Source organism: Glaciecola sp. XM2, from assembly GCF_018595715.1.
In the GTDB taxonomy this organism is placed as follows: Bacteria; Pseudomonadota; Gammaproteobacteria; order Enterobacterales; family Alteromonadaceae; genus Glaciecola.
In genome coordinates this window covers 12,908-26,288 of sequence record NZ_JAHEOJ010000014.1, presented here as the reverse complement: position 1 = coordinate 26,288, position 13,381 = coordinate 12,908, and the positions used below count along the sequence as shown (strand labels likewise).

Annotated in this window: 7 protein-coding genes; 2 read left to right on the top strand and 5 right to left on the bottom strand. The window is 43.6% G+C overall.

The window, feature by feature from the left end:
- Positions 1 to 10: 10 nt before the first annotated feature.
- The 3 genes from KJ365_RS00570 to KJ365_RS00560 form a co-directional block, all read right to left on the bottom strand.
- Positions 11 to 361: a hypothetical protein gene (locus tag KJ365_RS00570; protein ID WP_214449679.1), complete on the bottom strand. Its 351-nt coding sequence runs from the start codon at positions 359 to 361 to the stop codon at positions 11 to 13.
- A gap of 480 nt (positions 362 to 841) precedes the next feature.
- On the bottom strand, positions 842 to 3,160 hold the full coding sequence (locus tag KJ365_RS00565; RefSeq protein WP_214449678.1) for an immunoglobulin-like domain-containing protein: 2,319 nt from the start codon (positions 3,158 to 3,160) through the stop codon (positions 842 to 844).
- A gap of 288 nt (positions 3,161 to 3,448) precedes the next feature.
- A complete protein-coding gene (locus tag KJ365_RS00560) occupies positions 3,449 to 4,477 on the bottom strand; it encodes a glycoside hydrolase family 17 protein (protein ID WP_250883959.1) in 1,029 nt (342 codons plus the stop codon).
- 255 nt (positions 4,478 to 4,732) lie between these two features.
- Here KJ365_RS00560 and KJ365_RS00555 point away from each other — a divergent pair, with 255 nt between their 5' ends.
- Both KJ365_RS00555 and KJ365_RS00550 read left to right on the top strand, forming a co-directional pair.
- Positions 4,733 to 6,163: an MFS transporter gene (locus KJ365_RS00555; RefSeq protein ID WP_214449677.1), complete on the top strand. Its 1,431-nt coding sequence runs from the start codon at positions 4,733 to 4,735 to the stop codon at positions 6,161 to 6,163.
- A 185-nt stretch (positions 6,164 to 6,348) separates the two neighbouring features.
- Positions 6,349 to 9,804 (top strand): 1,3-beta-D-glucan phosphorylase, GH149 family, encoded by a 3,456-nt coding sequence (locus KJ365_RS00550; protein WP_214449676.1) that lies wholly within the window; start codon positions 6,349 to 6,351, stop codon positions 9,802 to 9,804.
- 41 nt (positions 9,805 to 9,845) lie between these two features.
- Here the strand turns inward: KJ365_RS00550 and bglX are convergent, their stop codons facing one another.
- On the bottom strand, positions 9,846 to 12,050 hold the full coding sequence (gene bglX, locus KJ365_RS00545) for a beta-glucosidase BglX (RefSeq protein WP_214449675.1): 2,205 nt from the start codon (positions 12,048 to 12,050) through the stop codon (positions 9,846 to 9,848).
- A gap of 80 nt (positions 12,051 to 12,130) precedes the next feature.
- Positions 12,131 to 13,132, bottom strand: coding sequence for a LacI family DNA-binding transcriptional regulator (locus KJ365_RS00540; protein ID WP_214449674.1), 1,002 nt, complete (start codon positions 13,130 to 13,132; stop codon positions 12,131 to 12,133).
- Positions 13,133 to 13,381: the final 249 nt, after the last annotated feature.

Here is a 13,381-nt window from a genome sequence, read left to right as displayed (position 1 = left end):
CTCACCGAAGTTAACAGTTTGCTGGATCAGCACCTATTTTTTTCTTCGCTTCAATACACGCTTGTTTGATTTTATCTGCGGCTTCAGCTTTTAACTTTTCTGCTTCGGCTGCTAATTCATCCGCTTTTTCTTTAGAAGCGTCTACTGCTTCGTCAGCAGAAGCTTTTGCTTCTTCTAGCATTTGTTCAGCGGCATCAGCACCTTCTGCAAGCGCTTCAGACGACGTTTCCATCGCGTTTTCAATTTCGGTGCTGGCTTCTTGCTGTGCCTCTTCTACGGACTCTTCTTGTTGCTCAGTGCACGCAGCAGTTAGAAATAAAGTAGACAATACAAGTGCAATTTTTAATTTTGGATATGACATTTTTTCATCCTTCTTATTGTTAGTGTTAGTGTTAGTGTTAGTGTTAGTGTTAGTGTTAAAAATCAAAACGGTTTCGATAAACCTCGTAAATCACTTTTAGTATGATTTATTTATTCATCAAGTGTTCAACAAAATAGTTGGTTTGCATCGTATATACATGTAGCGATGTACCCTCCCCTTCAACAATACCATCGCGACGGTTAGGATACGCTATAAAATCAAATTGACGATTATATTTTATAAAAATGTGGTGTTTGATGAAAAGTCTTGAGGTATTTATCAAAGTCGCATTACACAACCTTTAAAAATTGAGAAGTGTTATCAGGGGTTTTTCGACGCTTAACATAAGAAACAGATAACAGATAACAGATAACAGATAACAGATAACAGATGTTTACATACAAGCCATCAGATGCATCATTCTACAACACATAAAAAGCCCTCTTTATCATAAAGAGGGCCTTACATTCGATGACCTTATTACTGATAAAAGTAAATATTGTCTAGATATACTGAGTCGCTCGCCGTGCCCCACAACTGCACACTAAACATAATTAAGCTGGATGTATCAACATCGCTGCTGAGCGCAGAGAAGGGTAACTCTACCGTTACCCATTGATCTGTCGGCCATGTTTGCACCGAAGAGAACCCCGCGTTACCGTAAGATGGTATCACTTGGAATTGAGTTTGTGTGATACCCGAAGTGACATATAAATCAAACCGCAAGCCTGTGTAGTTTGATACATCTACGGGGCCACCTTGTATGCCATACTGAATGCCAGTAATACCACCGCTTTCACCGCCAGGAATAATTTGGAATTTAGCTATGCTGTCCCCAGCAATGTTAATGAGAGAAAAGCGTGGCGCTTTAAAAAAGTCATCATTCCAAAACGATATTGGTTTATCTAAATTAAGCGCATTGCTGAAAAGTACAAAGGCTTCATCATTAGTCGCTGTTGGAATGGGCGCAGCTATCGAGGGCCCCGGGTTCAAGGGCAATAAGGTCATCGTCAAACTCGCGTCACCTCCGCCAATCACTTGATTATCTTGCGCTGCCCCAAAGCCATTAGCCTCAACAATTACTTTGTGCTGCGCTTCAGGCAAGGTTAAAACAGCATTGCCGTTTACGTCAGTATTAGCGCTTATATCCCCTACTTTAACAGCAGCATTTGCAATAGGTGCATTCGATTCGTTAACGACATTTACGGTCATATCATAAGATACAGAAACACCTGAAAAGTAAATATTATCGACATAAACAGATTTCCCCTCTTCTCCCCAGAGTTGTATAACAATTAGCTGAAGTATGCTGCTGTTAAGCGTGTCAAAGCCGGCACCGTCGTTGTCCACGAGTTCATTAAAGGGCAGTTCTAAACTAATCCAAGACCCAGTAGTTGGGTTGATAAATGTCTGCTTGGCTCCACCATCTCTAGATACTAGCTGCACTTCAACCTGAGTTATACCTGGCTCAATATAAATATCCATGTTCCATGTAGTATGCTCGGATGCATCTAATTCACCGTTCTCAAATCCAAATTCGAGACCCGTAACTCCACCGTTTGTGCCGCCAGCAGTAATTGTATACTTGGCAAAGTTGTTTCCATTTATGTCACCTGTTGAATAGACTGGCGCATTAAAGTAGTTCGCATTCCAAACACCAATAAAGCTATCTTGTGCTAGTGAGTCACTATAAAGCACTACCACCTCATCATTTGCAAAACTTGGAGGCGCTGGTGCGCTTGTAGGAGGACCGGTAACCGGCTGAGGCTCTAGTGTTGTGAAGTAGACATCAGCAAGCAATATAGTGGTGCCTGCATCGCCTAAAAAGTTTAATGAAAACCATGTCATATCGCTAAAACCTGGCAGGGTCACTTCCATTTCTATCCAGCCATTTCCCAAATCCGTACCAGATGAAAAGTTGTATACAACTTGAGATTGCTGCTGTGTAGCGCTTTGTACTACCACATCAACACCTGTAAATGTGCCGGTGCGGACTTTAAATCTCGCATGGGTAAAACTTGAAATATCAACAGCGTTTTGAGGCTGATTGCCCCACGCAATCACCGTTCCCCAACCGGTGCTCTTAGTAATTTCTAATGCTTTAGCATAAGTAGTATCTGCCGGCCGGTCTGTATACTGAGTACCTGAAGACCATGTATCTCCCCAAAATTCCATAAAAAACGTATCGTTACTTTCAGAATGAAATATAAATGCATTGTCTACTGCTTGTGGGGCAGCATCAACATTTACCATACGAGTGATACTAGCTTCATTATTAGCGCTATCGGTAGCGGTATAGGTAATTGTATAAGAGCCAGCGACGCTAGTATCCACGTCACCGGTGATTATGGCAGTTAATCCTGTATCAACATTGTCGGTAACATTAGCACCTTGCTCTGTATAAGTTTGACCCACACTAAGTGTGATCACCGCTTCGCCAATTAAGGTAATCAACGGTGGCGAAGTGTCAGGTGCATCTTCTACAATAACCGTTCTGGTAACGCTGCTTGAGTTGCCAGACGAATCGATTGCAGTATAAGTTAGCGTGTAAGTTCCCGCTACACTGGTGTCTACACTTCCCGATACCGAGGCCGTTAATCCGGTATCAACATTATCAGAAACCGTGCTACCGGGTTCTTGATAGGCATCACCCACCGTCAAGGAAACATTTGTGCTGCCTAGCAATGAAATGACCGGTGGTACCGTATCAGCAGCGCTATCATCGCTGTCGCTGCTGCCACAGCCCAAGATGATAAACGACAGTAGTAAAAAGACCATGTACCTTGCGCTTGTTCTCATTTTTTATTCCTAACGATTATTTAACATAAACACCTCATAACGTTTACATACTACAGAGTTGCGCGAGGCTTGAACGAGAAAACAGATGAGATGAGTATTTTTTGAGGTGAGCGGGATATAAACGGGTTAAACAACGTGTTTTTGGCAAAACATTAAAATGTCACGCCTTGAACTGCCTCTATTTAATTGGATAAATAAAGGCAGCTATCATATCTGACTCAAAGTATGACACGTATCGTTTGCAAATTACCAAAACACATTTGCTACATGCTCGATGCACAAGGAGAGTTACTGGGGTGAAAGCTTATCTTCTATTGCCTTCTTAGGCGTGCGATCAGAGCGAAACACGCCCCAATTTTTTTCTGCAATACCATCTGGTTTGTCTTCTCCGCCTTTCCATTTTTCGTCAAACGCTTCGAAATAAAACGATACAATGCGATTGTCTGCTAACCATGTTGTATAGTCATCGAAGAAGATTTTTTGCGCATCTTCGCTTGCTTCACCAATAATGAGCCGTTCATCGCCGTTACTAGAAATAGAGCTTGTTGCCCAACCAGATTCGCCTAGTACAATTTGCTTGTTCGGAAACAGGGCTTGAATATCGTTAAATGTTTTTTCCGTCCACGGCACTGCATCTTCTAGGGTTTGAGAATTCCACATTGCATATGCATGAAGCACGATAAAATCGAGCGCTTGTGCAACCTCTTGACTCCAAGGCTTGTTCCAAAAGTTATAGTCGTCTGCCAAGGTCACAGGCACGTTTGTTTGTGCTTGTACTTTTTTCACCCATTCGATGTACTTCGGAATCTCATCAACCTGAAGTTTGTGTGCAGACCAATCCACAAATATCTCATTACCAAGATTAACGCTAACGATTATGTCCTCATACTCGTTTGCAAACCTGATAACTTCTGAAATTTGACGCTCATTTTCTTCATCAGTTTGTGTTGATGACAACCAAGCGCCCTGCATAACGCGCACAGGCAAATTATGTTTACGAATGGTTTTCAATACCGCCTCACTCGCGCTGTCTGCTGCATACATGCGGATAAGGTGCCATGAAATGCCTGTGCCCGAGGTCAGCAATAACATGTCTTCTAAAATATCCGCTTCAGAAGAAACACTTTTTTTATCTGGGCTCTCTCCATCACGATATGAGCCATAGGCAATGCCTAATCCAATCCATTTGTCATTGATCATAGGTTCGAAAACGCGATCCGTTTGCGAGGGTGTTTTAGGTTGTGATGTCATTTCAATTGCCTGTGTTGAAAAGCTAATAGTTGCCAACAATAGCGCCGTTGCAAAAAGTACTTTCATTTTGACTCATCCAGGATAAAAGTTGATTGAGGGATGTAATACCGAGTGCAGAAATTACGTTCAGCCCTTGGCAACCAAGTATCTTATGATTCTTTAAACGGTACTACTATTAAACCGCTTCGTCGTAGAATTTCAGTATATTGTCCGATTTAACGCAATAATACGTCAAAATTAACAAATTTGTCGTAATCTTACTACAACATTAAAAGCAAATGTCATATTATGTATGAAATTTAAAGATGGACGTAAAAGTGCATGTCACATTATCAAACAGCTGCTAAAGACCGCATACCGTTTGGCGAAAAGGCCGCATACGGGACCGGTACGCTCGTATTAAACCTGCTTCCGGCCGCCTTGGGTATCTTCGCATTCTTTTTGATAACGGCATTTGGCGTTGACCCAGTACTCGCTGGTTTGCTTGGTGGTCTTCCGCGTTTGTTTGATGCTATCACCGACCCGATTATGGGATTTATCACTGATAATACGAAATCTAGATGGGGACGACGGCGCCCTTATATTGTGATTGGTGCAATCCTAAGTGGTACTTGCTTCGCGTTACTCTGGCAACTTGACCCAGAAAACTCTCAAAACTATACGTTTTGGTACATCTTACTGTTTTCTCTTGCCTTCACTGTCGGCAATACCATGTTTGCGACACCATTTGTGGGCCTTGGGTATGAGATGACTTCTGACTACAACGAACGCACCCGCCTTATGGCAATGTCTCAGTTTTTAGGTCAAATTGCGTGGATGATAGTGCCTTGGTTCTGGGTCATGATTGCCGATCCAGACTTATTTGAAACCCAAGCTGAAGGGGTTCGCCATCTAGCTATTTATGTTGCCGGTGTATGTATTGTTTTAGGTATTGTTCCGGGGCTTTTTTGCAAAGGCATAGACAGTAAAAATATTGAAAACCGTGCAGAAATCTCTTTTAGCAACATTGTCAGCAACGTATTGGCGATATTTAAAAGTATTGCACAAGCCTTTAACAACACCGCTTTTGTAAAGTTATGCTCAGCGACGTTTCTTGTGTTTAACGGTTTTCAATTAGTCGCGTCATTTAGCTATTTTATCATCGTTTTTCATATGTTTAACGGTGATTACGGTGCTACCGGATCGTGGCCTGCTTGGTTTTCTACTGTAAGCGCTTTCATGACAGCCTTTTTAGTCATCCCCATTGTGAGCTGGATGGCAACTAAATGGGGCAAACGAAACGCTTTTATTATCTCCACCGCTATATCAATCGTTGGCTATGCATTAAAATGGTACGGCTTTAACCCTGAAAACCCATGGTTAATATTCATGCCAATTCCTTTAATGTCATTTGGGATCGGCGGATTGTTTACCCTCATGCTGAGCATGACGGCAGATGTGTGTGACCTCGATGAGTTAAACAACGGCATGCCAAGAAAAGAGGGCACCTTTGCTGCAATTTATTGGTTAATGGTGAAGTTAGGACAAGCACTAGCCCTTATTTTAAGTGGCATAGTGTTAAAGTTTGTTGGTTTTGATGCGGGTGTTGCCACACAAACCGCAGAGACGATGACACAGTTGAGGCTTGCAGATATTATTATCCCTGCAAGCACCGCAGCACTGGCGATCGCGGTCATGTGGAAATATGATATTAGCGAAGAAAAAGCGCACGAAATTAAACAGAAATTAATTGAACGACGTGGTGAATTTTAAGCCTTAGGTATAAATAACGAAGAAAGATATAACTGTGTTTGAGAAGCTAGGCGCATGCTGGTAATTTACATAAATTATCAGGCCAAAAATGCCTCAAACGCCAATTAGAAATAAAACAATAATAAAAACCAAGAGCTTTAAGCCTGCCCCTGTAGAGGTGTGAGCGGCTTAAAAATGGGAATGCAATGAACAATCATAATCTTAGCGACACACAAAACTTAAGCGAAGTGAACGGCACCTTTGTAACCGTTAACGACGAGCGGTATTATTTAATTGAAAACGTCGACCAAATTCCTACGTTTTTTATTAGCCTGATTTCAGACAACGATCATTGGATGTTTATTTCATCAAACGGCGCGTTGACTGCAGGTAGAGAGTCCTCCGAGACAGCCCTGTTTCCTTATGAGTGCGTGGATAAAATTTACGACGATTATCTCAATACTGGTAGCAAGACTATCTTAAGAGTATCTCATAACGGTAAGATTGTTAGGTGGGAGCCGTTTAACCGTGAGCACGATGGCATTTTTTCGACTCAACAAAATTTGTATAAGAGCACACTTGGCAACAAAATGTGTTTTGAAGAAATTAATCACGACCTTGATATCACATTCAGATATTACTGGGAAACAAGTAATAAGTTTGGCTTCGTCAGGCGTTGCGAGCTAGTCAATGCAGGTTCTGCCCAGAGGCAGATTGATGTCCTCGATGGGCTTCAAAACATCTTACCAGCAGGAACACCAAAGTTTACCCAAACCGTGTCGAGTAATTTGGTGGATGCATATAAATGGTCAGAGCTACTGCCCTCCTCTACCATTGCTTTGTACAGCCTCTATTCGGGCATTACCGACCGCGCCGAACCTTGTGAAGCGCTCAAAGCCACCACGGTATTTTCCATGGGTTTAGACAGCCCGACCATCTTGTTAAGCGCAAATCAACTTGCCTTATTTAAGCAAGGCAAAGCTATTTCCACAGAACAGGATAAACGCGGCATTCGCGGCGCTTATTTTGTCAACAAAACGCTTACCTTGCCTGCTAACGCTAAGCAAGAGTGGATGATTGTCGCAAATATAGAGCAAGCTCAGACCCAAATTGCTGAACTACAAAATAGCTGCAAGAACACTGAACAACTTGCTGATAGTATTTCTCAGTCTGTTGCACAAGGCAGTAAAAAACTATCGTCCATCATGGCCGCGGCCGATGGATTTCAAGCGACTAATGAAGAAAACGTTAGTGTACACCATTATGCAAACACGCTGTTTAACGTATTGCGTGGTGGCATATTCAATGACCAGTATCGCATTGTCAGCAAAGATTTTATTAGCAATATTGAAGTGTTCAATAAAGAGGTCTACCAACAGCACAAAGCGTTCCTCGCATCTTTACCTGCTTCTATATCGTTATCTGATTTACACGCACAAGTGCTTACCCAAGGTGATACGCAACTAGAGCGTCTCACCATGGAATATCTGCCCATATATTTCGGCCGCAGACATGGCGACCCAAGCCGTCCTTGGAATCAATTTTTGATCAAGCTTCAAGACGCTGATGGCGAGCCACTGTTAGGTTATGAGGGGAATTGGCGTGATATCTTCCAAAACTGGGAGGCTCTTTCTTTTAGCTACCCAGAGTACATTGAAGGGATTATTACCAAGTTTGTGAACGCAAGTACCATTGACGGTTACAATCCCTATCGTATTACCAAAGAAGGAATCGATTGGGAAGTAGAGGAGCCAGATGATCCGTGGAGTTATATAGGCTACTGGGGTGATCATCAAATTATCTATTTGTTGAAGATGCTCGAAATGTCACAGCACTTTCATCCAAACCGTCTGCAAAACATGTTGGGTAAACGTATTTTTTGTTATGCGAATGTCCCCTATCGCATTAAAGACTTTGATGCACTGCTCAAAGACGCCAAAGATACGGTTGTGTTTGATGAAGCACTGGCACATAAAATTGAAAAGCGCACTCAAACTATGGGTGCCGATGGCAAATTGTTGCTTGATGCCAACGGCCAAGTCTATCTAGTGAACTTGCTAGAAAAGCTCTTAGTTCCGCTACTATCAAAACTAGGAAACTTGGTCATTGACGGTGGCTTATGGCTCAATACGCAGCGCCCAGAATGGAATGATGCAAATAACGCGTTAGTAGGCCAAGGCCTATCGATGGTTACCCTTAACTATCTGCGTCGCTATGTTTCGTTTATGCAAAAATTATTGCAACAGCAAACCGACGATATGAGTTTATCAGCACAAGTCGCTCGCTGGTTACACGACACAAAGGCGACATTGGCAGGCGTTGTTCCCTTACTGTCGGGTGCACCCGTCACCCCTGAACTGCGATACGATGCGCTTGATAAACTTGGGCGCGCTGCCAGTGATTATCGATTGAAGGTTTATGAGCAAGAGGGTTTTAGCTCTTTGACAAGCGTCAACCTTAGCGATGTGCATGCCTTATTAGCAGACTCACTTACCGTCATCGACCACACCATCAATAATAGTATTGGCGAGGACGGCCTTTATCAGGCATACAACCTACTGGAAATAGAGGGTCATAAGGCGAGGGTAAACACGCTATATCCGATGTTAGAGGGGCAAGTCGCAGCATTAAGCTCAGGATTACTTGATGCACAGCAGGTAGTGAAGGTTACCGATGCGCTTTATAACAGCGACATTTACCGGCCAGATCAAAAGACCTTCTTACTCTACCCTGATCGTCCACAAACAAAGTTCATGCACAAGAACCTTGTTGACAAACACGAGATCTCTGCGATTTCTTCACTACAGCTCATGCTAGAAAATGGCGACAAGAAGCTCATTGCGACTGATATAAATGGTGCGGTGCGATTTAATGCCGCCCTCGTTAATAAGAGTGAACTGCGTGAGCGTTTAGAGGCTATGACTCAGCAATACGCAAAACTGGAAAGTGAAAAAGACGCAATATTAGCGCTTTACGAAAAAACCTTTGACCATCAATCATTTACCGGGCGTTCTGGTGGTATGTTTGGTTTTGAAGGATTGGGAAGCGTGTATTGGCACATGGTATCTAAGCTATTGCTGGCATTAGCGGAAAATTATGTAAAAGCCTTGACCAAAAATGAAAGCGCTACCATTGTTCATCGCCTTGGTACGCTGTATTACAAAGTCAGAGAGGGGATAGGATTTAACAAGACTCCGGGAGAATATGGTGCCTTCCCAACCGACCCTTATTCTCACACACCAAAACATGCAGGTGCACAGCAACCGGGCATGACGGGGCAAGTCAAAGAAGAGCTTATTAGTCGCTTTACCGAGTTAGGCATTATGCTGCACGATGGAGAAGTAACGATTAATCCTTCATTGTTGCGCAAACAGGAGTTTATTACTGAGTCGCGCGATTTTTGGTACCTAGACACCTCAAATGAATGGCAGTGTTTGGACTTATCCGGAGGTACGCTGGCATTTACTTGGTGTCAAGTACCTTTTGTTTATCAGTTACGTGAGGGCGATTCAAAGACGACATTAACCATGCGCGACGGTAGCCAGATAAATAACACTCACATGGGACTGTCTGCAGAGCAGGCGACCGAGCTATTCACTCGCAGTGGCAATATTACAAAGGTTGTGGTGACGGTGAGTCCTAAGATATTGTTTAGCGCTTAAACGTTCGTGCTTACATAAGGACACGCACCTGCGTGTCCTTTTTATTTGACTAGCGAAAATTCTTTGTATTCACCACTGGCTGAATCAGTTGCGATCCATACATAAAACTTACCCGCCTCAGTAATGCGCGTATTGTGTTGTCCATAAAAACCCAGTAAGTCTTCGGTGATTTCAAAGCTTACATTCACTTTGCTTTTTGCCTTTACATGCACTCGTCTGAACCCCTTCAATTCCTTGATAGGACGGGTGGTACTTGCAACCAGATCACGAATATATAACTGAACTATCTCATCGGTATCAAAGTCACTTTCGTTACTAATATCCACAGAAACATTCAGAGGTTCATGCGCTGACATTTGTTGGCTACTAAGCATCACCTCAGAGTACTGCAAGTTCGCATAGCTAAGACCAAAACCAAACGGATACAGCGGACTAAAATGCACATCGAGATGATTAGAAGCCATACCTAAAGATGTCTGTGCCGCTCTAATCGGTATGTCATTTTGATGCACAAAACTTTCTTGTGTTACCGGACGCCCCGACATTTTCTGTGAATAATACAATGGAATTTGTCCAACGGCTCTAGGGAAGGTAACCGGCAATTTTCCAGACGGCATTGCATCGCCACATAATAAGTCAGCAATGGCCGACCCGCCCATGGTGCCAGGATGCCAAGCATAGAGAACGGCGTCCACCTTATCAGTTTCCGCACCGATAGTGAGGGGCCGTCCCGCCATCACTACTAACACAACCGGTTTGCCTAATGCGACAATTTCATCCAAGAGATCACTTTGTGCACCAGGCAGGTCAATGTTTGACCGACAGTGCGCTTCACCAGATAAGATGGATTCCTCACCGAGCACCATGATCACTACCTCAGACTGTTGCGCCGCTTCAATCGCTTCTTGAAACCCCTCGTTTGAAAACGTTCTAGAAGTATCTAGCCCTTTTGCATAATGAATGTGGCCATTATTGCCAACTTTTGCTCTCATCGCTTCGGCACATGTAATGCTGTAGCGCTCATCCCCATCAAATATCCATGTACCTAGTTGCTCGTATTTGTCATCTGCCAAAGGTCCAATGACTGCAATGTGATTGGTTAAGCGGGTATTAATGGGTAGCACATGAGCATCGTTTTTTAGCAACACGCAACTCTTTATCGCCGCTTGTTTGGCAGCTTCTAGATGCTCGAGGTTAGCGCGCTCGGGAAATTTACTCGAATCGGTATACGGGTTCTCAAATAAACCTAACGCAAATTTAAGATAGAGTATGCGCGTGACCATTGCATCAATGTCTGAATGCCTAACTGTTCCAGCTTCAAGCAAAGCCGGTATATTCTGTGCATAGCATCGACTGACCATCTCCATATCAACCCCAGCGTTTGCCGCTAATTGCGCCGACTGGGCATTATTTTCAGTCAATCCATGCACGCTAAGGTCTTCGATAGATGCCCAATCACTGACAATAAAACCTTTAAAGCCCCACTCTTTTCTAAGCACATCATCCATCAACCATTTGTTACCGCTCGCTGGCACACCATTTAGGTCGCTAAAAGACGTCATAAATGTCGCGACTCCCGCATCAGCAGCCATTTTAAACGGAGGAAATACGGTGTTTCTAAGTTCATTCTCACTAATATTTGCAAAGTGATAATCGCGTCCACTCTCGCTGTATCCATAACCGGCAAAGTGTTTTGCACAAGCAGCTATCGAAGTTGCGTCTTGTAAGTCTGTGCCCTGGAAACCTGTTACCATTGCCCTGCCTAAACGCGCGCACAAGAAAGGGTCTTCACCCAAACTTTCGGCGATACGCCCCCAACGAGGGTCTCGGGTGATATCGATCATTGGCGCGAAGGTCCAATTTACGCCTTGACTCGCGGCCTCACATGCGGCGATGCGAGCACCCTGCTCAATGGTTTGCTCGCACCACGTGGCAGCTTGGCCCAACGGAATCGGAAAGACCGTGGTAAACCCATGAATCACGTCTCGCCCAATCAAAAGCGGAATGCCGAGTCTTGATTCCTCCACCGCAATGCGCTGCAGTTCGTTGACTACCGACGCATCGACCTCGTTGATTACCGAACTGACGTTACCGGATTGAATGTTAGCGCGAAGATGATCACTTATATGGCCGTCCTCGCCGGAGAACTGATTCAGTTGCCCTAGCTTTTCGCTGAGCGTCATGTCAGCTAACAAGTCCTTAGCCCTTGCCAAAGCATGCTTATCATAATAGGTGTTGTGTGACATAGGGTTCCCCTGCTTGTGCTTTAAGCGATGAAATAGTGGTTGAAGTGAGCCGGTGAATATCGTTTAAGTGACAGTAAACGCTAAACCCGTTGAGAAATACTGTCGCGTAAAATAACTTCTGGACTAATAATATGTTCAAACGATATGTGCCGTTTCTGATAAACCTCGTTTAATATCCACTGCGCAGCAACCTCGCCAATCCTCTGGGTTGGGTAGTTAACCGTACTTAGGCGAGGTGATAAATAATGACAAAACTCTAAGTTATCAAAACCAATTACAGAGATATCGTTCGGCACATCTAAATTGAGTTGCCTGAATGCTTCAATTGCCCCCGATGCCATTTCATCGTTACCACAAGCAACGGCCGTGAAAGGCAAACCCGTTTCTAAGAGGGATTTAGCCCCTTGCAAACCACTTTTAGCTTGAAAGGTACCTTCATAAGTGAGAAGAGGTTCATAAGCAAGCCCAGCTTGAGCGAGTGCGCGTTTATGCCCATTCAGACGCGCCTGACCATCTGCTTTCCATAATGAACCTGCAATATAAGCAATATGCTCATGGCCCGCTTGAACAAGGGCTTGGGTCGCCAAAAGTCCGCCTAACTCATTATCAAGCGCAACGCATCGCTCTCCAATCTCTTTGATAAATCGGTTTACCACAACAAATGGAATATTTTGCGCTGCTAGTGCAATAAGATATTCGTCGCTAACGGCCTCTACGTGTAGGATAAGCGCGTCGCATCGACGTGCAAGCAAATAATCGATAGCGTCTTGCTCTTCAGTCACGTTACTGTGGCCCGCCGCGACATACATGTGCTTATTTGCTTTACGTAAAACCGCTTCAGTCCCAGACATCATGCTACCAAAAAAGAAGCCGTGTAGTTCTGGGACCACATACCCAACGGTATTGCTTTTACTCGAAGCTAACGATGCTGCGATGCCGTTGTGTCTGTATTGTAGCGCCTTCATAGCATGAGTAACCTTGCTACGCGTTGCTTCTCTCACTGACTCTGGACTATTTATCACTCTAGAAACAGTTGCCGATGATACGCCAGCCATTTCAGACACCTGTTTGATAGTACTCAAAACAATTAACTCTCTTTTACTTTAATAACTTATTACATCAGTTGCGTAATTATTATTACACATGTTTGGAGCAACACACTGAAGTTTTATATCCTTTGTCAGGACAACGTCAATTTGCACTAATATCCCGAACGTCGCTTTGCTGTTAACCCTGTTAAAGTAAAAAATCGCCGACAAACAGTTTAAATCCTGCACTTTATTGGTAAATAAGTTAACAAATTGTTGTACATGTATTTTTACAAAACGTTA

Bases quoted from the DNA above. Each gene is read 5' to 3' on its own strand.
- KJ365_RS00570 (WP_214449679.1), bottom strand. From the start codon at position 361: ATGTCATATCCAAAATTAAAAATTGCACTTGTATTGTCTACTTTATTT.
- KJ365_RS00565 (WP_214449678.1), bottom strand. From the start codon at position 3,160: ATGAGAACAAGCGCAAGGTACATGGTCTTTTTACTACTGTCGTTTATC.
- KJ365_RS00560 (WP_250883959.1), bottom strand. From the start codon at position 4,477: ATGAAAGTACTTTTTGCAACGGCGCTATTGTTGGCAACTATTAGCTTT.
- KJ365_RS00555 (WP_214449677.1), top strand. From the start codon at position 4,733: ATGTCACATTATCAAACAGCTGCTAAAGACCGCATACCGTTTGGCGAA.
- KJ365_RS00550 (WP_214449676.1), top strand. From the start codon at position 6,349: ATGAACAATCATAATCTTAGCGACACACAAAACTTAAGCGAAGTGAAC.
- bglX (WP_214449675.1), bottom strand. From the start codon at position 12,050: ATGTCACACAACACCTATTATGATAAGCATGCTTTGGCAAGGGCTAAG.